The sequence below is a fragment of the Providencia manganoxydans genome (genome assembly GCF_016618195.1).
In the GTDB taxonomy this organism is placed as follows: Bacteria; Pseudomonadota; Gammaproteobacteria; order Enterobacterales; family Enterobacteriaceae; genus Providencia; species Providencia manganoxydans.
The window spans coordinates 1,951,923-1,972,366 of record NZ_CP067099.1; the positions used below are offsets into that span (position 1 = coordinate 1,951,923).

17 protein-coding genes are annotated in these 20,444 nt (G+C 40.0%); 11 read left to right on the plus strand and 6 right to left on the minus strand.

Annotated elements, in window-relative coordinates:
• Positions 1–134: 134 nt before the first annotated feature.
• Entirely contained in the window at positions 135–710 is a 576-nt protein-coding gene (locus JI723_RS08645; RefSeq protein WP_318705326.1) for a LemA family protein, read from the minus strand.
• A 720-nt stretch (positions 711–1,430) separates the two neighbouring features.
• On the opposite strand from JI723_RS08645, the gene JI723_RS08650 reads away from it, so the two are divergent.
• A complete protein-coding gene (locus JI723_RS08650) occupies positions 1,431–2,921 on the plus strand; it encodes an amino acid permease (protein ID WP_319066550.1) in 1,491 nt (496 codons plus the stop codon).
• Between the two features lie 67 nt (positions 2,922–2,988).
• On the opposite strand, the gene JI723_RS08655 is transcribed toward JI723_RS08650, so the two are convergent.
• From JI723_RS08655 to JI723_RS08675, 5 genes are all read right to left on the minus strand, one after another.
• A complete protein-coding gene (locus JI723_RS08655; protein WP_337979925.1) occupies positions 2,989–3,414 on the minus strand; it encodes a hypothetical protein in 426 nt (141 codons plus the stop codon).
• A complete protein-coding gene (locus JI723_RS08660) occupies positions 3,411–3,953 on the minus strand; it encodes a LemA family protein (RefSeq protein ID WP_272580003.1) in 543 nt (180 codons plus the stop codon). Before JI723_RS08660 ends, JI723_RS08655 begins: the two co-directional genes overlap by 4 nt.
• A gap of 1 nt (position 3,954) precedes the next feature.
• Positions 3,955–4,998, minus strand: a complete 1,044-nt coding sequence (locus JI723_RS08665) for a hypothetical protein (protein ID WP_337979926.1) — start codon at positions 4,996–4,998, stop codon at positions 3,955–3,957.
• A 21-nt stretch (positions 4,999–5,019) separates the two neighbouring features.
• On the minus strand, positions 5,020–5,580 hold the full coding sequence (locus tag JI723_RS08670; protein ID WP_070927923.1) for a LemA family protein: 561 nt from the start codon (positions 5,578–5,580) through the stop codon (positions 5,020–5,022).
• 178 nt (positions 5,581–5,758) lie between these two features.
• A complete protein-coding gene (locus JI723_RS08675) occupies positions 5,759–6,739 on the minus strand; it encodes a LacI family DNA-binding transcriptional regulator (RefSeq protein ID WP_272580006.1) in 981 nt (326 codons plus the stop codon).
• A gap of 412 nt (positions 6,740–7,151) precedes the next feature.
• On the opposite strand from JI723_RS08675, the gene JI723_RS08680 reads away from it, so the two are divergent.
• The 10 genes from JI723_RS08680 (at position 7,152) to JI723_RS08730 (ending at position 20,344) form a co-directional block, all read left to right on the plus strand.
• Positions 7,152–8,069, plus strand: coding sequence for a GNAT family N-acetyltransferase (locus JI723_RS08680; RefSeq protein ID WP_272580007.1), 918 nt, complete (start codon positions 7,152–7,154; stop codon positions 8,067–8,069).
• A gap of 83 nt (positions 8,070–8,152) precedes the next feature.
• The gene (locus JI723_RS08685; RefSeq protein WP_070927192.1) at positions 8,153–9,403 is read left to right on the plus strand and encodes an MFS transporter; all 1,251 of its coding nucleotides are present in this window, start codon (positions 8,153–8,155) and stop codon (positions 9,401–9,403) included.
• A 1-nt stretch (position 9,404) separates the two neighbouring features.
• Positions 9,405–10,481 (plus strand): Gfo/Idh/MocA family protein, encoded by a 1,077-nt coding sequence (locus JI723_RS08690; RefSeq protein ID WP_319066544.1) that lies wholly within the window; start codon positions 9,405–9,407, stop codon positions 10,479–10,481.
• On the plus strand, positions 10,478–11,545 hold the full coding sequence (locus tag JI723_RS08695) for a sugar phosphate isomerase/epimerase family protein (RefSeq protein ID WP_140178455.1): 1,068 nt from the start codon (positions 10,478–10,480) through the stop codon (positions 11,543–11,545). Before JI723_RS08690 ends, JI723_RS08695 begins: the two co-directional genes overlap by 4 nt.
• Positions 11,542–12,702, plus strand: coding sequence for a Gfo/Idh/MocA family protein (locus tag JI723_RS08700; protein ID WP_337979927.1), 1,161 nt, complete (start codon positions 11,542–11,544; stop codon positions 12,700–12,702). Before JI723_RS08695 ends, JI723_RS08700 begins: the two co-directional genes overlap by 4 nt.
• Before the next feature lie 290 nt (positions 12,703–12,992).
• Entirely contained in the window at positions 12,993–14,117 is a 1,125-nt protein-coding gene (locus tag JI723_RS08705; RefSeq protein ID WP_319066541.1) for an ABC transporter substrate-binding protein, read from the plus strand.
• Between the two features lie 21 nt (positions 14,118–14,138).
• Entirely contained in the window at positions 14,139–15,233 is a 1,095-nt protein-coding gene (locus JI723_RS08710) for a FecCD family ABC transporter permease (RefSeq protein WP_318705345.1), read from the plus strand.
• A complete protein-coding gene (locus JI723_RS08715) occupies positions 15,230–16,021 on the plus strand; it encodes an ABC transporter ATP-binding protein (protein ID WP_070927181.1) in 792 nt (263 codons plus the stop codon). The genes JI723_RS08710 and JI723_RS08715 overlap by 4 nt, the downstream gene beginning before the upstream one ends.
• Before the next feature lie 244 nt (positions 16,022–16,265).
• Positions 16,266–18,248: a ligand-gated channel protein gene (locus tag JI723_RS08720; protein ID WP_319066539.1), complete on the plus strand. Its 1,983-nt coding sequence runs from the start codon at positions 16,266–16,268 to the stop codon at positions 18,246–18,248.
• A gap of 713 nt (positions 18,249–18,961) precedes the next feature.
• Positions 18,962–20,344, plus strand: a complete 1,383-nt coding sequence (locus JI723_RS08730; RefSeq protein WP_070927176.1) for an APC family permease — start codon at positions 18,962–18,964, stop codon at positions 20,342–20,344.
• The last annotated feature ends 100 nt before the right edge of the window (positions 20,345–20,444 follow it).

Here is a 20,444-nt window from a genome sequence, read left to right on the forward strand (position 1 = left end):
TATATACCTAAATAATTTAAAATGTAGCTAGGTGACAAGCGGGTGAATCGCTAGACGCATAGAAAACGCAGTAACTGGTGTAAGTAAATGGTCGTTACTACGCTTTCACATAATGCACAGTGGTCAGTAGCGCATTAAAAAGTTGGAGTAAACCCGATATCGATAGAGGATTGCTCATGCTCAAAGGGTTGTCCTGGGTTCTTTTTGGTAAAGGTTTTGTTGATATAATTGTTAGGAAACTCTTCTATTGACGTATTAAATTCTGCAACATTACTGTTGTATATACGAATAGCGGCACTAATATTATCTTCTTGCTCGGAGATTTGATTTGCTAAGTCACGATAAAGATTGATTGATTTTAAATCTGGATAGTTTTCTACCGTGAGCTTAATACTCTTAAATAGAGTATCAAAGTTATCTTTGTAATTTTTTAAAGTTTGTGGGCTAACAGTCTCAGGGGATTTATCTAAATCAGATGCTAAAGAGCGCATCTTAGTAATTTCTGTTAAAACAGTCGACTCAAATTCTTTATGTTCATTCACAATTTTTTCAATTTTAGGAATAACTAATTCTTTTTGGCGAACTTGTACTATGACGTCAGCCCACGCTTGTCTCATTCGATTGTATTTTTTGATAATATTGTTATGCATTCTTACTGAAAAAATAGTAATAAGCGCGATAATTAGCATTAATACAAGCAGATCACTCATGATATTTTATTCCTTTATATATAATCTATTCAGATGATGAGTATACAATCGTCTCGAACTATTTATATTCATCATATTTCAAGTTAGGAAGTTTTCGTATTGAAGTCGGCGAACTAGGTTGGTGTGTTAGACATGCTATTTCTATCGGAGAAAGTCCTTCATCCACTATTAGCCTAGCTATATTTGGGTATACTGAGTCTATATTATACGATCATCGCTTATAGTGACCATAACGACTCTTTATATGCATATTTTATAAGTTCTGCTATAAGATAGCACTAAACGTTAAGGAGCACAAAGGAGCACAAAGGAGCACATTTTACCTATTTCGACTAATCATTTGTCATTAAATTTGGTATTTTATAAATAAATTTATTATTGCTTCTCTGAACCATAATTAATTTATTAATTATTTAGGTAATATAATGATAAATATTTCTTAATGTGTAAATAAAAATTAATAAAAAGAGTGTTTCTAAGTATATCAATGTGTCTAAAACAAATATATTCGCTATTTTGAGGCTGGTGACCTTTAACGTTCAATAGCTATAAAAGAGTTTATTTTTTGTACGAAAATGATAGGGTTTACATAAATATTTTGCTAATAATTTTGTTTGGATTATGAAGGTATCTTATAACAGCCAAGAGTTACTTAGTTATGACAGGATGTTTTGCTAGAATTCATTCAATATTAGTTAAATGAAGAAATACAGGGAACAGATGTCAGAACAACATACCACTACGGTACAAAGCGGTGGGCAGAATAAATTGCGCCGTGAGCTAAAGGCTCGTCATCTTGCGATGATTGCGATTGGCGGATCAATTGGTACCGGTCTTTTTGTCGCATCAGGTGCGACAGTTGCTCAAGCAGGCCCCGGCGGGGCACTTTTATCTTATGCCATCATCGGCTTAATGGTTTATTTTTTAATGACTAGTTTAGGGGAGCTGGCGGCTTATATGCCAGTATCTGGCTCCTTTGCTACCTATGGTGCGAAATACGTTGATGAAGGTTTTGGTTTCGCTTTAGGCTGGAACTATTGGTATAACTGGGCGGTTACGATTGCTGTTGACTTGGTTGCAGCGCAATTAGTCATGACTTATTGGTTCCCTGATACGCCCGGTTGGATTTGGAGTGCAATATTCTTAGCAATTATTTTCTTACTTAACTACATTTCCGTAAAAGGATTTGGGGAAGCGGAATATTGGTTCTCTTTAATCAAAGTTACAACCGTTATTATTTTTATCGTTGTCGGTGTATTGATGATTTTTGGGATCATGAATGGTGCTGAAAATGCAGGATGGCATAACTGGACTATCGGTGATGCGCCATTTGCTGGTGGTTTTTCAGCAATGATTGGCGTTGCCATGATCGTTGGTTTCTCCTTCCAAGGGACTGAATTGATTGGTATTGCAGCCGGTGAATCACAAGATCCTGCGAAAAACATTCCTAAAGCTGTGCGTAAAGTATTTTGGCGTATTTTGCTGTTCTATATTTTTGCTATCTTAATTATCAGCTTGATCATTCCTTATACTGATCCAAATTTGCTGCGTAACGATGTTAAAGATATTAGTGTGAGTCCGTTTACATTAGTGTTTGAAAATGCAGGTTTACTATCTGCTGCCGCAGTGATGAATGCGGTTATCTTAACGGCGGTGTTATCAGCGGGTAACTCAGGAATGTATGCATCAACTCGTATGCTTTATACTTTAGCGCGTGAAGGTAAAGCCCCACGTATTTTTGCTCGCCTTTCTAAGGGCGGTGTTCCTCGTTATGCATTATTGGCAACCACCGTGATCGCTGCGCTGTGCTTTTTAAGTTCGATGTTTGGTAACCAAACCGTGTATTTATGGTTATTGAATACCTCAGGTATGACAGGTTTTATTGCTTGGTTAGGGATTGCTATAAGTCACTATCGTTTCCGTAAAGGCTATATTGCGCAAGGTAAGGATTTAAATGATCTGCCTTATCGTTCAGGCTTTTTCCCTCTTGGACCAATCTTTGCCTTTGTACTTTGTTTGGTGATCACATTAGGACAAAACTATCAGGCATTCTTAGAAGATAAGATTGATTGGGTAGGTGTAACTGCAACTTATATCGGTATTCCATTATTCTTAGCAATTTGGTTTGGTTATAAGATTGCCAAGAAAACATCGATTGTGCGTTATAAAGAGATGGATTTTCCAACTTATCGCGAAAATCTAAACAAATAGCACTAACTAAGCTTTGAGTGTGAATTGAGCCAGCTGATTTTATCAGCTGGCTTTTTTTGTATTTTAACTATTTTTTGTTTTTACGCTTATTTTTCTTATTATTTTGTGGTTTCTTTGATGTTGGTTGATTTTTTGTATTCGCAGTATTAGTCGCTTCTTCAGTAAACATATCGATATAACGTTGGTTAGATAGGCTAAAAGTGAGGCAGCTACCGACGATCACTATCCAAACCAAAATAAATTTTATTGTATCCTCAATCCTAAAGAGCAATAGCATAGGGATCATGATAACTAAACTAATAAATACTGAGCAGAGTAAAGCAAGGGTGATATAGCCTGAATAGCGTTTTAAGCCAAGGACATTAAGTAAGGTTATTATTACTATAATTCCTAATAGCATGCCGAAGGTTGCAAGCATCACCACAATAGCAGGTTCATTTTTTGCAAGTATCCAGTTAGTAAAGCCAAATAAAGAGAAAGGGATTGTGATCATCGTTTAGGCTCCTGTTGAGCATAGAGCAAAGAAATCATTTTGAATCCAAACAAAAAGGCAAAAATAACATTTGGGAACAGTTGAATACCGGTATTGTACAGCGTCACAGTTTGGTTAAAAAATTCGCGTCGATCAGCAATTTGATCTTCAATACGTTTTGTTTGGCTTTGTAATTCCAGCAAGGTATTTTTGCTAACTAAATGGGGATAGTTTTCAGCAATGATGATGGCTTTTTGAAAATAAGCAGCGGTTTGGTTTACTGTATTAATTTTAGTATCAAGATCTGAAGTAGAGATATAGGTATCTCGGCTTTTGACTAACATATTGATCAAGAATTTTTCATGTGTCATCGCTTGATCGGCTATTTGCACTATTGCAGGCAGTAAATCGAAGCGTTTTTTCAGTAACACATCAATATTGGCAAATGCCTTGTAGCAGTTATTTTTTAAGAAAACGAGGCTATTGTAGGTACCAACTAAATAGCGGATGAGCATATAACAACACAGAAGAATGATGATCCAAAAAACGATTAATCCCATATTACTTGCCACCTAGAAATGAGATCTGATTAAAATGCAGCGTGAGCAAGCCATTGTGGTACTCCATTGGCGTAATGAAAACAAACGCTACTAATATCAAAGCAATTGAAATGGTGATGACTAAATTTCTACGAAATGGACCGGTTTTGTTCCAACGAGTGACATATGCAGAAGGGGATAGCCCTAATAAATGATGCGGAGGCTTGCGGGTAATGATTGGGGTGCCGTTGTCAGAATCTACAGTCCCTATCAGTAAATAATTTTTGTTGCCTTCAATGATATATTCTTTATAGCGGATACTACCACTTTCAAAATCACTATGTGGTTGTAAGCCTGCGCAAACAAAGTGCTCAGGGTCACAAACAACTTTAATCGACCCAGTATCATCGGTTAGGGTAAAATCATGTATGACATTTTTACTTTTGATCAGCCGATAGCTTTTTTTGCCTTCTATATTTTTTGAAATAGCATATTCAGAGTAAAACGAGCCATAGCAACTTTTTCCACCTAATTGGCTCCTAAGTTGTGTTCCCGCTGTGATCTTCCCTTCAATTTCGGCTAACCCCATGGCGACAGAACGAATTTTTGAGGTAGCGAGGTTTTTTTGATACTTCAGAAAACGTTTTTCTGGAGTGTTTTCGAGCAAATAAAAGACGATGGTTAAGACAAAGGCAAGAAAGAAAATACGAATATCAATAAAAAAGCCTAGCATTAAACTGCCGGCAAGAAGAAACATATAAATTGATTTAATGGATGCACTAAATTTAGTGTCGCCTTCATTTTGTAATTTCTGATAATGTGCATACGCACTGTTACTTAATCGCCTAACAAATTTAATGATAAGAAATGCGACGATTAAAATCACGGCATAGTAAATTATGTCGAGATAGTCACCCTTTTGAGGGGAAATATATACCCAAGTGCCCCAGACTATCGAAATAAATGGAATAATCCCCCAGTTCGTTTTTTTCTTTTGAGAAAATCTATTATCTAAATAGAAAATAAGTGCACCTAAAATTGCACCTAAAAAATAGTATATATTCATTTATGGCCTGTCACATACGGATTATTTGAATTGAATACCGTTATATTTTTTTTCATCATCTGAAATATCTAGTAATGGTAATAATTTAAAATTAAAGAAACCAGCAATAATGCTATTTGGGAACATTTGAATCGCCGTATTATATTCAGTTGTTGCATCATTAAACCCTTCGCGGCGTTGAGCTAACTTATCTTCAACTTCGCTAAGGGCAATTTGCAATTGAGAAAATTGCTCCCCAGAAATTAATGTAGGGTAATTTTCAGCAACGGCGACAATACGACTCAGCACACGACCCATTTCATTTGATGCTGAAATTTTATCATCAACTTGTTGGGCATTGAGATAACGCTGTCGTGCATCACTTAACGAAGTAAATAAACTTTTCTCGTGTTCCATTGCTTTTTCAGTAATAGTCACTAATTGAGGGATCTGATCTGCTCTTTGTTTTAAAATAACATCAATATTCGCAAATTGGTTATCAACTTGATTACGTGTACTGATTAGGCTGTTATAGATAGAAATACCCCAGCCAACAATAAATAAGAGTAAAATAATAAATACAACAGTGAGGATAATGGTCATATTGATGCCTTTTAATTAAAATTATCGCTTACTCATCATACTGCAAATTGCGGTATTGTTGACTTCTCTCATTTGTCCGCTAGCTGCACTTCAATGATGTTGAGTATGTATTGATAAAATATAAAAACAGAATGTTTCCTGCAATCAGAAAAAGTCGGAACAACGATTAGAGGTTAAATTAAGCAGACCCACGTTCTAATAATTTCCATTCAAGAACTTCATGGCAATCGTCTAATTGGGGATCTTTAATTTTACGCAGTAATAATTGAACACTACGAACACCAAATTGATGCATTGGCTGAATAATGGTTGTGAGGGGCGGGACTGTGACATCACCAAATGGAATGCCATCGAAACCCATCACGGCGATATCATCAGGGATACGTAACCCTTGCTGGTGGAGCACGCTCATTGCACCACCTGCTATTACATCAGATATCGCAAATATTGCATCAGGTCGTTGGTCGTCCTGTAATATCTTCTGCATCGCTTTGGCGCCACCGGTATAATCCAGCTCTTCAATATATTCTACTCGGCAATAATTGAGCCCAAGTTCTGTTAAAGCTTTTCGATAGCCTTGTTCACGTTGCTGTGAATATAGGTAACGCATATCACTGTTGATTAAAGCAATGCGTTGACGGCCTTTCGCAGCGAGATGGTACACCCCTGCGATAGCGGCCTGTGCATTATCGATGGTCACTGATGATGCCCTAAAATCAGTATCACCTTCGCCACATTGAACCCATGGAAAATCACCGATCATATCGGTTAGTCCCGGTAGACAACTTATCGCATCCATGGTGATCACACCATCGACAACCTTACCGCTAAGTAGGCTTAAATAAGCCGATTCGCGGGTAGGATTGGATTCGGAATTACATAACAAAATATGATAACCATGTCGTTCTGCTTCTTCTTCAATGCCTCTAACAACCAAAGAACAAAAGGGGTTGGTAATGTTTGAAACGAGAACTAATAGCATACGGCTACGCGAAGTACGCAGTTGGCGGGCGAGTAGGTTAGGTTGATAATTACATTGCTGAATTGCCGTTAGAACCTTTTCTCGTGTCGCAGGTTTGACAATGTGTTGATTATTAAGCACCCGCGAAACGGTCGCTTTTGATACTCCTGCGATTTTTGCTACTTTATCTATCGACATAGCTTGTTTTTCCTTTTATTCATTGTCATGCACAGTATGCTACATCGTGATCAAAAGTACGACTATACTCGTCATACTTCCAGTCGCAGTGTTGTCGATTTCATTCACTCGCACAGTCACTTACTTATGTAAGCCCCTAGCGACTCATTCATTTGTCATTTGTCGTCTCACAGCCCCTCGAATTATTAAGATTTTATTGCACTGAACTTGTGATGTAGATTACAAATTCATCTTTTTGCTTGCTTTATAAGCACTTTGCTAGTTGCTGAAAAAAACAAATTGATTATATTTTAAAAATGAAATCGATTACATTCAATCTGAAATCGATTTCATTTAAGTATATTTAGCATAAGTGTATATTGCCATTTAGTAACAACCTCATTTTAAAAACTAAAAATGTGAGAGGTGATGGATGGATTTGCAATTACAGATAGCACAGCCTACTGATCGCAAAGCAGTGGCAGCATTAATCCATGATTCAACTAATCAGTGGTATCAACAGCATGGACTTGGAAAAATATTTCCTGCGGGCCCAGAAAGTTGTGAATTGTTTATCGAGGTCTACCACAAATTAGATGATGGTTATCACTGGATTGCTCGTGATGAGCAAGACATGATACGCGGCTCTTGCTTTTTCCATCTAAGAGAAACGCATTTAGGTTTAGGGATCATGAATGTACATCCTGATCATTTTGGTAAAGGTATTGCAAGTCGCTTGCTATCAAAAGCCGATGAACTTGCAGGGGATTTACCGATCCGTTTGTTGTCCAGCGCCCTAAATTTAGATTCTTATTCACTCTATCGACGAGCTGGTTTTACACCTTATGCCATCTATCAAGATATGGTTATCCCTGTTCCTATTGAGGGAACTGCGTTCCCACGACTGACTAATGGAAAAATACGTGATGCTCAAATTGAAGATTTAGCTGCCATTATGCAGCTTGAATCCGAATTATTGGGGATCTCGCGCAAACGCGATATTGAATATTTTCTGCACAACACCAGTGGAATATGGCGTATTGCGGTTTGGGAATTGAATGGACGCATTGAAGGGTATCTCGCATCAGTCGCTCATCCTGCATCTCGTATGTTAGGGCCTGGATGTAGTTATCGTTATGACGTTGCCCTCGATTTAGTGAATTGGATGCTAAATCATCATCATCGCGGCACAACACCTGTTGTACTAGTGCCCGTTGAAAGTTTGGAACTATCTCAAACCTTAATAAAGTGGGGAGCAAAGATCTGTGAATTACATCTTGCTCAAGTCAAAGGCTATGCACAGCAACCCAGCGGCATAATTATGCCGTCTTTTTTACCTGAAAGTGGTTAATAACAACAATATATCCTAAATAATTTGCTATGCGATTAGGTGATAACGTCATAGCGAGTATAAAAATTATAGTTGGGGGTCTTATGGGTATCAACAACATCGCTCAAGAGGGCAAGCACACTGCTTATTCATGGGTGGTACCGCGGTTAGCATTAATGATGTTTTTACAATTTTTTGTCTGGGGCGCGTGGTACGTGACGCTCGGTGTTGTCATGGGCAAATATGGTTTATCCGCTATTATTGGAGATGCTTATTCAACCGGTCCAATCGCCTCTATTTTATCACCATTTGTACTCGGAATGGTGGTTGACCGTTTTTTCGCTTCGCAAAAAGTACTCGGCGTATTACATCTAATAGGGGCCGTGTTGTTATGGATCATTCCTAACTTTTTTACTGCGGATCACAGCTGGTTATTGTGGCTGATTTTTGGCTATATGCTGTGCTACATGCCAACTATTGCTTTAAGTAATAACGTTGCATTTTATAGTTTAACGAATAGCGAAAAAGCTTTCCCAGTAGTGCGTGCATTTGGCACATTTGGCTGGATTGTCGCAGGGCTGATTGTCGGGGGAACGGGGCTGTCAGACAGTATCGAAATCTTCACATTAGCGGCGGTCGCTTCATTAGTTCTGGCTATCTACAGCTTTACGTTGCCACACACACCTGCTCCAGAGCGTGGTAAACCTGTTGCTATGCGCGATTTATTATGTGCTGATGCATTTGCCATGTTAAAGCAACGCCATTTCTTAGTGTTTATTATTTGTGCGATGCTAATTTCTATCCCGCTTGCTGCCTATTATGCCTATGCTGCACCGTTCGTTGCGGCAACCGGTTTTACTAATGTGGGTGGCGTGTTATCTATTGGGCAGATGTCAGAGCTGTTCTTTATGTTGCTCATTCCGTTCTTCTTTGCTCGATTAGGTATTAAGGTGATGTTGCTCATTGGGATGTTAGCATGGTTTTTACGCTATGTGATGTTCGCATTAGGTATCACCGAAGAGCTGCGCTGGATGATCTACATTGGCATCTTTCTGCATGGCATGTGTTATGACTTTTTCTTTGTTATTGGCTTCATTTATACCGATAAAGTCGCTGGTGAAAAAGTGAAAGGACAAGCACAGAGCCTATTAGTGCTATTCACTTATGGGGTAGGGATGTTAATTGGTTCACAAGTTAGTGGGCTGCTATTTAACAATATGGTTACCGCACAAGGTGATGCTGCATTGCCTCAATGGCAACATTTTTGGTGGTACCCAGCAATTGGTGCTTTAGTGATTGCTGCACTGTTCTTCTTCACTTTCAACTATAAAGATAAACCTGAGGGAGAAAAATAAAATGGCTAATTTACAGGTATTAGTTGTGGGTTGCGGCAATATGGGAGCCTCACATGCAGAGGCTTATCATACAATGGATGATGTCGATATTTGTGGTTTAGTATCACGCGGTCGCTCTCGTGATGTACTCAATCAGCAATTAGGTGGAGGTTATCCTACATTCAGTGATTATGAACAAGCGTTACAACACACTAAACCTGACGCAGTTTGCCTAACAACTTACCCAGATACACACGAAGAATATGCGCTATTAGCCATAGCCGCAGGTTGTCATGTCTTTATAGAAAAGCCCCTTTCGACAACCGTGGAAGGAGCGAAAAGGGTGATCGCCGCTGCAAAGCAGGCTAACCGCCAAGTGGTAGTCGGTTATATTTTACGTCACCACCCATCATGGCAGCAGTTTATTCAGTTAGCTCGTGGGCTTGGCAAACCATTAGTGATGCGTATGAACTTAAATCAACAAAGCCATGGGCAGATGTGGAATGTTCACCGTAATTTGATGCAATCATTATCACCCATTGTCGATTGTGGGGTGCATTATCTCGATGTGATGTGCCAAATGGCTCAAGCAGAGCCCATTAGTGTGAGTGCGATAGGGGCTAGGCTCACCGATGATTTACCCGAACATATGTATAACTATGGTCAGTTGCAAGTACGTTTTGCGGATGGCTCAGTAGGTTGGTACGAAGCTGGATGGGGGCCTATGATCAGCGAAACCGCTTATTTTGTGAAAGACGTGATCGGCCCTCATGGCTCGGTTTCAATCATGGCTCGCCATAACGAAGGTCGCTCAGATAACGTTGGTGGGCATACCCGTACTGAATCATTACGCTTGCATCATGCGGCGCTTGATGAAGAAAATAATTTTAAGCAACCCGACAGTTGGATTGATTGTCAAGACGAACCCGACCATTTGGCATTATGTTTAAGTGAGCAGCGTTACTTTGTTCAGGCGATTAAACAGCAGTTAGATCTCGAACAGCATTTAGAGGATGCATTAAATAGCTTACGTATTGTTCTTGCAGCCGATGAAGCGGTTCGCAGTCAACGCACGGTGATACTTAGGAGCGGGTTATGAAAAGGATACAAGGACCGGGGTTATTTTTAGCCCAATTTATTGGTGATAGTGCTCCTTTTAATTCATTGGATGGATTAGCTAAATGGGCGAGTGAGCTTGGTTTCACCAATATTCAAATTCCAACAATGGATCCGCGAATTTTTGATCTGGATTTGGCTGCGACGAGCCAAAGCTATTGTGATGAGACAGTTGCACGGCTTCAACAATATGGCATTCGTATTAGTGAATTATCAACTCATATTCAGGGGCAGCTGATTGCAGTACATCCCGCCTATGATTCAGTATTTGATGGATTTGCTCCTGAATTAGTGAGAGGAAACCCTAAACTGCGACAAACATGGGCAACTGAACAGCTGATGAAAGCGGCAGAAGCTTCACAGCGGTTGGGTCTAACCACGCATGTGACATTTTCTGGAGCGCTGGCATGGCCTTATTTTTACCCTTGGCCTCCCCATAATGCATTGTTATTTGAGGAAGCGTTTGAACAACTCGCACAGCGCTGGCTACCCATTCTTAATCGATTCGATGAGTGTGGGATAGATGTCTGTTATGAATTACATCCTGGTGAAGATCTGCATGATGGTGTGACCTTTGAACGCTTTCTTGGATTAGTGAATAACCATCCACGTTGTCATATCTTGTATGATCCGAGCCATTTACATTTACAGCAAATGGATTATCTCGGTTTTATTGATTGCTACCATCAACGGATCCGAGCATTTCATGTTAAAGATGCCGAATATACCCCCAGTGCCAAAAGTGGCGTGTACGGTGGTTATCAGCCATGGTTAGCGCGTGCAGGGCGTTTCCGCTCATTGGGTGATGGCCAAATTGATTTTAAATCCATTTTCAGCAAGCTAACGCAATATGATTTTTCAGGTGTTGCAACCTTAGAGTGGGAATGTTGCTTAAAATCCCCTGAAGCGGGGGCGAGGGAAGGGGCTGAGTTTATTCAACGTCATATTATTCCAATCGCAGAACATGCTTTTGATGATTTTGCTGCCGTAGAAACCGATCCCCAACAAATCAGAGCGCTTTTAGGCATAAAAGGTGCTGATGTATGAGACTAAAATTAGGCATGGTTGGTGGTGGCGAGGGGGCATTTATTGGTGCGGTTCATCGATTGGCGGCTCGCATGGATGATGAGTATGAATTAGTGGCTGGTGCATTTTCTTCCGATCCTCTAAATTGCCAACGTACAGGGCAACGGCTGCATGTGTCACCTGATCGTTGTTATGCGGATTATCAACAGATGGCGTTAGCAGAAACGCAACGAACGGATGGCATTGATGTTGTTGCGATTGTCACACCCAACTATTTACATGCGCCTGTCGCAACCGCATTCCTCAATGCAGGCATTGATGTGATTTGCGACAAACCCTTATGTACTTCTTATAAGGAAGGATTACAGCTAGCACAAACGGTGCGTGATAGTGGCCGACAACTGTTTCTAACTCATAATTACAGTGCTTATCCATTAGTACGTGAAGCGCGTAGTCGAATACTAGCAGGTGAATTAGGAGAGATCCGCTATATCGAAGTGGAATATTTACAGCAATGGCTAGCGACTCAATTAGAAGCAACGGGTAATAAGCAAGCCAGTTGGCGAGCGGATCCGCAAAAAGCAGGAGTAGGCTGTATTGGTGATATAGGCACACATGCATGGCAATTGGCTCAATTTGTGACTGATATGATCCCGTCAGCGATCCGCGCAGAACTCTCCTCTTTGATTTCAGGTCGCCAGTTAGATGACGATGTACATGTACAAATGCGTTATCATAATGGTGCTAAAGGCCGTTTGTGGGCGAGCCAAGTTGCTTGTGGAGAGGAGAATGGCCTACGTTTACGAATATATGGTAGCCTCGGAAGTTTAGAGTTTTTACAAGAAAATCCGAATCAATTATGGATGAAACCTTTCGATAAGCCTGCGTATTATATTACGCGCGCGTCGTTGTCCCAATATGCAGAAAACCGCCAGTTAGCACGTGTTCCCCCTGGTCATCCCGAAGGTTACTTAGAGGGATTTGCGCAAATCTATCGCGAAGCGGCTAAATGCTTACGTGAAGGAGCGCAAGCTGCACCATTGTTGCCAAGAATTGATACTGGCTTACTAGGGATGGCATTTATTGACGCGGCAAAACGCAGTAGCAGTAATGATAGCCAATGGATTGATTTAAATGAATATATTCGTGATGCTTCACATTATCGCATGATTGATTAAGGCATGAGGGCTTGGTTCACTCGTGACACTTCACCTAATTCCTATGCGGCTAGTTACCTGAATTATTCGCGCATAGACATTGTCATTACCTCTTTATTATATTCTCAAATAGGCCAGTTAATTGGCCTATTTTCATGATAATTGTTTGAGTTTTACACTATCGATTACCGAGTAGGATCACAATTTCGCCAACACCTTTAATTAAATTGGCAATCGTATTGATAAGTATTCTTATTTGCTTTATTGTTATGGCACTAAAATATGGGGTGAAGAGGTGTAAAGTGAATTGCATGGCGAAATCGTTAGCAAAGGGGATAAGTTTAACACTATTAGCAAGTTCAGTGTTTACCATAAGCGCCAGTGTCTTGGCCGCAACTGTCACTGATATTGCTGGACGTACTGTTGAAGTACCTGATAATGTTAACCGTATCTTACTTGGCGAAGGTCGCTTATTTAGTGCAATAGCCTTACTCGAAGGCGATAAGCCTTTAGATCGAATTGTAGGTTGGCAAGGTGATTTACGTAAATTAGATCCACAAACTTACGCGGTATATAAAGATAAATTCCCCCAAATCGATAAAATCCCTCTGATTGGTAACACTAGCGCGGACAGTGTTAGCGCTGAAAAAGTATTAACACTAAATCCTGATATCGCTATTTTTGGTCTGTCAGGTCATGGACCAGGAAAAAATAGTGAGTTAGTAAATCAACTTGAAAAGGCCGGCGTGCCAGTGGTTTTTGTTGATTTTAGAGATAACCCTCTGAAAAACACCTTACCTAGCATGCGGATGTTAGGAAAAGCATTAAATCGTGAACAAGTTGCGGAAAAATATGCTGATTTCTACGAAAGAAACCAAAAACTTGTCACAGATATCACCAGTCATATCCCTGAAGATAAAAAACCAAGTGTATTTATTGAATTACGTGCTGGTGCATTTGAAGATTGCTGTGGTACCGCAGGTGACGGCAATATGGGGAATTTTATTGACCTTGCTGGCGGTAAAAATATTGCCAAAGGGGCACTTCCGGGCGCACTGGGCACGATGAATTTAGAAAAAATTATTGCCGCAGATCCACAAATTTATATCGCAACAGGTGCGAAGGCACCAAAGAGTAAAGACGCGGGGGTGCAACTTGGCGCACAAAGTACTGCTGAAGATGCAAAAGCGAGTCTAAAAGCCATAACTGAGCGCAAAGGTATTCATTCTTTATCTGCCGTGAAAGATGGTAAAGATTATGCGATTTGGCATAACTACTACAACTCACCTTATAACGTGTTAGCGACGCAAGTATTCGCTAAATGGTTCTATCCAGAGCAATTCGCGGAGCTTGATCCGCAAAAAACCTTAAATGAATTGCATAGCCAGTTTTTGGCGGTAGAGCCAACAGGTATATATTGGGTGAGTGAAAAATAAATTTAGTAGGTAATTATCATCATGAGTCTTACTAGCGAGCCAATGTCAGTTCTAGAACAGCCAGCTAAAGAACAGAATAATGGTGTAAAACATCATTATCAACAAATGTTACGTCGTCGAGTGGCGTGGATTGCTGTGATTATTGCAGCCATCTTGTTGTCACTGGTGATAGATTTTACCCTCGGGCCATCGGGGTTATCGTTGGAGAAATTATGGCAAACACTCGTCTCCCCTGAGTCTGTTGAAGCAGGGACGCGAGTGATTGTTTGGGATATCCGGTTACCCTATGCGTTGATGGCTGTGGTAATTGGTATGTCTCTAGGCCTCGCTGGGGCTGAGATGCAAACCATTTTAAATAACCCATTAGCTAGTCCATTTACTTTAGGGGTGTCCAATGCCGCAGCATTTGGTGCAGCACTGGCGATTGTTTCAGGTATCGCTATCCCCGGAGTCCCTGACCAGTGGGTGATTTCTGCTAATGCGTTTATTTTTGCGTTGCTGGCTGCATTAATGCTTGATGCGGTAACTCGTTGGACGCGTGTGGCAACTTCAGGTGTCGTGTTATTTGGTATCGCATTGGTATTTACCTTTAATGCACTGGTGTCGATGATGCAGTTTATTGCGACAGAAGATACGCTCCAAGGTTTGGTTTTTTGGACTATGGGGAGTCTGTCGAAAGCAACATGGGTGAAATTAGGTGTAATGGCATTGGTATTTGCACTGATTTTCCCGATTGCGATGATGAGTTCATGGAAATTAACGGCGTTAAGGCTTGGTGAAGATCGTGCCATTAGTTTTGGTATTGATGTGCGTCGTTTACGTTTAACAACATTATTGCGTATTAGTATTTTATCTGCGCTGGCTGTTGCGTTTGTTGGCCCAATAGCCTTTATTGGTTTAGTTGCACCACATATTGCCCGTTTAATGTTTGGTGAAGATCATCGATTCTATCTTCCTGCAAGCGCATTAATTGGTGCATTAGTGTTATCGATGGCATCAATTGCCTCGAAAAATATTATACCGGGTGTGATTATCCCTGTTGGTATTGTAACTTCGTTAGTTGGGGTGCCATTCTTCTTAAGTATTATTTTGCGTCACAGAGGAAATGTATCATGACAGATGGCCTGATTATTAATCGCTTTAATGCAGGTTATCCGAAACACCCTGTGATTGAAGATTTAACGACACAGTCTTTACCAAGAGGCAAGATTACTGTTTTACTAGGGCCAAATGGGAGCGGTAAATCAACGTTATTGCGTTCTTTGGCTGGGCTAAATAAAGCAACAGGGCAGTTGTTGCTTGATGGTATGGATTTAACCCGTCAAAACTTTGCTCAGCGTGCCCAAAATGTGGTGTATTTGCCACAAAGTTTACCGGCAGGTGTTCATCTTTATGTATTAGAATCCGTGATTGTTGCTCAAAGGGCATCAGGCGGCTTAAGTAATGAAAATAGTAAAGATGAAGTGATGCATTTATTGCGTCAATTAGGTATTGAACATTTAGCATTAAGTTATTTAGATCAACTATCGGGTGGCCAAAAACAATTGGTTGGTTTGGCTCAATCATTAATTCGTCAGCCTAATTTACTATTATTAGATGAGCCATTGAGTGCACTTGACCTTAATTATCAATATCATGTTATGGATTTGGTCGCGAAAGAAACTAAACGCCGTAATATAATAACGGTAGTTGTGGTTCACGATATTAATATTGCATTAAAGCATGCAGAGCATGTGTTAATGCTTAAGAAAGGCAAACTTATTGCGCAAGGTGAACCTGAAGAAGTGATTACACCGGAAAGCCTAGCCGAAGTATATGGTGTAAGGGGGCGTATAGAGCGCTGTTCGCAAGGTGTGCCACAAGTATTGGTTGATGGTTTAGTGAGTACAAGATTAGCCAGTTAGTTAATTAATGAAGTGTGTCTATTAAGGTTGAATAGGCACACGAATAAAAAATAACATTATATTTTTTGCTGGTAATTAATTATAGGAAATTTATTGTAAATGGTTATATACCATAAATTTCCTATAGGTAATTTATATTATCTCATAATCAAAAAATAATAATATTTGTAATAGGGTTAAATCCCTATATTGAGCTTTGTCACATCAAAAAATTAAATCTAATTTATCTCTCGGAGAGTTGGGAATGGTTGTTTTTAATAAAAGAAAAATTGCGGTCAGCATTATTGCGGCTATTGCATCTGCACCTGCATTCGCTGATAACAGTAAAGATGTGATGATGGTTACCACTGCATCTGGTTTCCAGCAAAAAATAGAAGATGCACCCGCTTCTATTTCTGTGATCACTCGTCAGCAATTAGAAGACAAAGCCTACCGTGATGTGACGGATGCCTTGAAAGATGTACCTGGTGTATTAGTCACCGGTGGGGGAAGTAGTAGTGATATAAGCATTCGAGGTATGGATGCAAAATACACGATGATCCTGATTGATGGTAAACGTGTTGATACCCGTAGTACACGTCCAAACAGTGACGGTTCAGGTATTGAACAAGGGTGGTTACCACCATTACCTGCAATTGAGCGTATCGAGGTTGTTCGCGGACCTATGTCTTCTCTGTATGGTTCAGATGCCATGGGCGGCGTTATCAATATTATTACTCGTCGAGTCCAACAAGAGTGGACCACAAGTTTACGTGCAGATACGACAATTACGGAAAGAAAAAACTCAGGTAACACGGGACAGGGCAGCTTTTATACATCAGGTCCATTAATCGATGGTTTGCTTGGTGTGAAATTAAATGGTCAGTATTCACACCGTGGTGAAGATAAAATTGTCGATGGATTTAATCGACAAATTATGGCAAGTGGTGGTGGAACACTTTCTTGGACTCCAGACGAAAAAAATACCATTGATGCTGAGTATAAACGTGATAACCAACACCGAGATGACCGTGAAGGTTATAGTAATAAAAGAGGTGATGGCAGTGGCTTTAGCAAATATGAATTAACGCATATGGCGCTAACCCACACAGGTATTTACGATATTGCTTCAACTGATACCTATGTACAGTACGATGAAACTAAAAACCCAGGTCGTAAAATGACTGCGGAAGATCTTGTGTTCCGTAATCAAAGCGTCTTTTTGCTAGGTGATCACAGCTTAAGTCTTGGTGGTCAATACCGTAAAGAAAAACTGAAAGACGAAGGGAATAAATTTAAACAATATAATAAATTAGATCGTTATAGCTGGGCGTTATTTGCAGAAGATGAATGGTTAATGACCAATGATTTTGCATTAACAGGCGGTATTCGTATGGATAAAGATGAAAACTACGGTAGTCATTGGACTCCACGTCTTTACGGTGTGTGGCATGCAGATGAACAATGGACAATTAAAGGTGGTGTAACCACAGGTTATAAAGCGCCTAGCTTACGTGAGTCATCCGCAAATTGGGGGCAAGCAACGGGTGGTAGTAGAGGAAATGCGGTTATTTATGGTAACCCTGATCTAAAACCAGAGAAAAGTGTTACTGAAGAAATAGGTGTTATTTGGAACAACCAAGATAACATCACCGCAGGTATCACTATTTATAATACTGACTTTAAAGATAAAATTACTGAAGTTAGACGTTGTGAATCAGATAACCCATCTCTGAGACCATGTACAGTTGCTGAAGATGGTGAAGGCGATATCGCTGGTAAGCCATATAACTTTATCAGCGATAAAGCGAACGTAGATAAAGCCAGAATGCGTGGTGTGGAATTAACCTTTAATTGGGGCATTTTAGATAATTTAGAGTTTGCAGCTAACTATACTTATACCGATACAGAGCAAAAAAGTGGTGTAAATAAAGGTAAGCCATTAAATAAGCAACCTAAACATATGGGTAATACCACATTGACTTGGCAAACGACTGAAGATCTGGAAACATGGACACGCATGAATTTCCGCGGTAAAACGTCAGAATACCAAGGGCGTGGTCAAAAAATGGCAAGTGGTACACCGTCTTATGCACTGTTTGATTTAGGTGCTAGTTACCAGTTAAACAAAAATGCCGATATTGTTGGTGGGGTATATAACGTCTTAGATCGTCGTGTGGATAATGCAACCTATGGTGCAGAATTAGAAGGTCGTCGTTATAACATCGGTATCAACTATAACTTCTAATTGGTGTTAGATACTTGTCATCTTTCAAGTTGCAGGGGGCGTTAGGGTATAAGGGATTACGCGGCGCTCGTTGAGTTACATAGTTTATCTATGTTCTCCACCTACCTGCACTTTGCATTATGTAAAGTATAAATAACTTGATCAAAGCCTTCTCGCTATTGCCAGAAGGCTTTTTTGTTTATAGTGCAAAAAAGTCTAAAAAGACATATTTAATGGCGAAAAATTATTGAATAAAACAGGTTATTAGCTCTTGCCGTGAAAATAATAAACATATCAGAAATTCTCATCAAATATTGTCCACTTTTTTGACGATAACTATTGCTATTTCACTACTTGAAGTGCAAAATGCGCGAACTAAAAAAATGACTGATACCCCAATTACTGGTATCGGTTTTTTTTTGCTTTTTAAGTTCGTTCATTTTCACGGGGCCGGATGATAGGCCGGATAGATAAATTATATTTTTGCGTGTAGCTAACATTTAATGCTACCGATTTGAGGAATGCTTGCATGGCTTACTTTTTCGCATTCGCAGCAGGGCCTGGTGGCCGCGGTTGCCGCATCGATGACTACGGAGCAACGACTTGCTTCGCTAATTCACCGTTCAACCTCTCTTCTTTCTTTTCTGCCTATAGGCAGATGCAAAGTCTTCCCAGTAACTGTCGATTAAGTAGGTCTAGTAGTACTCAATCGAAAGTTATGGGAGGGCTTTGTCATGCCAAATAATTCAATACCACTATCAATCGGTAACAACCAAACTGGTGCTAATAACCGTGTGCAACTTGCAAAAACATTAACGTTAATGCAAGTCGTGATGATTGGTCTGGCTTATATTCAGCCAATGACCATCTTTGACACATTTGGCATGGTATCCGATAAAACCGGCGGACACGTCCCGACTTCTTATATTATTGCGCTTGTCGCGATACTATTTACTGCTCTGAGCTACGGCAAATTGGTGAAACGTTTCCCATCAGCTGGCTCAGCGTATACTTATGCTCAAAAATCAATGAGTCCACACATTGGCTTCTTAGTCGGATGGACATCATTGCTTTCCTATATCTTTATGCCAATGATCAACATTTTATTGGCCAAGATCTACTTACAAGACATCTTCCCGACAGTTGAACCGTGGATATTTGTGGTTGGTTTAGTGATTTTAATGACCGCGGCCAACTTGCGTGGAATTAATGTGATTGCTAACCTCAGTACGGTTATTGCTATTATCCAAATTGGTGTGATGGCAGTCTTTACTATATTGGTTATCCACGGGGTATCAAATGGTGAAGGTACGGGTGAAATATGGACATTTAATCCATTTGCTAATGAAAAAACAGAGTTAATTCCACTGATTGCTGGAGCAACCATTCTCTGTTTCTCATTCTTAGGTTTTGATGGGTTAAGTTCATTGTCTGAAGAAACACCTAATGCAGGTAAAGTGATCCCTCGTGCGATTTTCTTAACCGCATTAATTGGTGGTATCATTTTCATTACGGTTTCATTCTTCTTACAACAGTATTTCCCTGATGTTTCACGTTTTCAGAATATCAACGAAACTCAGCCTGATATTATGCGTTTTGTTGCAGGGGCATTCTTCCAATCTATTATTTTGGTATTCTCATGCGTTACAGTATTAGCATCAGGCATGGCTGCACACGCAGGTAGCGCGCGTTTGATGTATGTTATGGGACGCGATGGTGTATTCCCAGAAAAAGTATTTGGTCATGTTAGCCCTAAATGGCGTACCCCTACTTATAACGTGTTAATGGTTGGTGTATTGGCACTGGGTGCGATTTGGTTTGAAATGGATTTTGCAACAGCGCTGATTAACTTTGGTGCATTGATTGCTTTCACCTTTGTGAATATTTCTGTGATCAGCCAATTCTTTATTCGTGAACGTCGTATGAGTGGTTTTAAAAATATCCTAAATTATTTGATTTTACCTGTTATTGGGACACTAACCGTTTGTGTGTTATGGCTGAATATCGAGGAAGACTCAATGGTTTATGGATTGATTTGGACAGCGGTTGGCCTGATATATATGGCGATATTGACGAGAATGTTTAAACGACCAATGCCGCAAATGAGCGATGTCTAATTTGACATTATCGAATAAGCGATATTGAAGTTATATCAATGTATAATAATTAAATAGCGCCATAAGGCGCTATTTTTGTTATGAAAATTCATAATAGAGT

Bases quoted from the DNA above. Each gene is read 5' to 3' on its own strand.
- JI723_RS08645 (WP_318705326.1), bottom strand. From the start codon at position 710: ATGAGTGATCTGCTTGTATTAATGCTAATTATCGCGCTTATTACTATT.
- JI723_RS08650 (WP_319066550.1), top strand. From the start codon at position 1,431: ATGTCAGAACAACATACCACTACGGTACAAAGCGGTGGGCAGAATAAA.
- JI723_RS08655 (WP_337979925.1), bottom strand. From the start codon at position 3,414: ATGATCACAATCCCTTTCTCTTTATTTGGCTTTACTAACTGGATACTT.
- JI723_RS08660 (WP_272580003.1), bottom strand. From the start codon at position 3,953: ATGGGATTAATCGTTTTTTGGATCATCATTCTTCTGTGTTGTTATATG.
- JI723_RS08665 (WP_337979926.1), bottom strand. From the start codon at position 4,998: ATGAATATATACTATTTTTTAGGTGCAATTTTAGGTGCACTTATTTTC.
- JI723_RS08670 (WP_070927923.1), bottom strand. From the start codon at position 5,580: ATGACCATTATCCTCACTGTTGTATTTATTATTTTACTCTTATTTATT.
- JI723_RS08675 (WP_272580006.1), bottom strand. From the start codon at position 6,739: ATGTCGATAGATAAAGTAGCAAAAATCGCAGGAGTATCAAAAGCGACC.
- JI723_RS08680 (WP_272580007.1), top strand. From the start codon at position 7,152: ATGGATTTGCAATTACAGATAGCACAGCCTACTGATCGCAAAGCAGTG.
- JI723_RS08685 (WP_070927192.1), top strand. From the start codon at position 8,153: ATGGGTATCAACAACATCGCTCAAGAGGGCAAGCACACTGCTTATTCA.
- JI723_RS08690 (WP_319066544.1), top strand. From the start codon at position 9,405: ATGGCTAATTTACAGGTATTAGTTGTGGGTTGCGGCAATATGGGAGCC.
- JI723_RS08695 (WP_140178455.1), top strand. From the start codon at position 10,478: ATGAAAAGGATACAAGGACCGGGGTTATTTTTAGCCCAATTTATTGGT.
- JI723_RS08700 (WP_337979927.1), top strand. From the start codon at position 11,542: ATGAGACTAAAATTAGGCATGGTTGGTGGTGGCGAGGGGGCATTTATT.
- JI723_RS08705 (WP_319066541.1), top strand. From the start codon at position 12,993: ATGGCGAAATCGTTAGCAAAGGGGATAAGTTTAACACTATTAGCAAGT.
- JI723_RS08710 (WP_318705345.1), top strand. From the start codon at position 14,139: ATGAGTCTTACTAGCGAGCCAATGTCAGTTCTAGAACAGCCAGCTAAA.
- JI723_RS08715 (WP_070927181.1), top strand. From the start codon at position 15,230: ATGACAGATGGCCTGATTATTAATCGCTTTAATGCAGGTTATCCGAAA.
- JI723_RS08720 (WP_319066539.1), top strand. From the start codon at position 16,266: ATGGTTGTTTTTAATAAAAGAAAAATTGCGGTCAGCATTATTGCGGCT.
- JI723_RS08730 (WP_070927176.1), top strand. From the start codon at position 18,962: ATGCCAAATAATTCAATACCACTATCAATCGGTAACAACCAAACTGGT.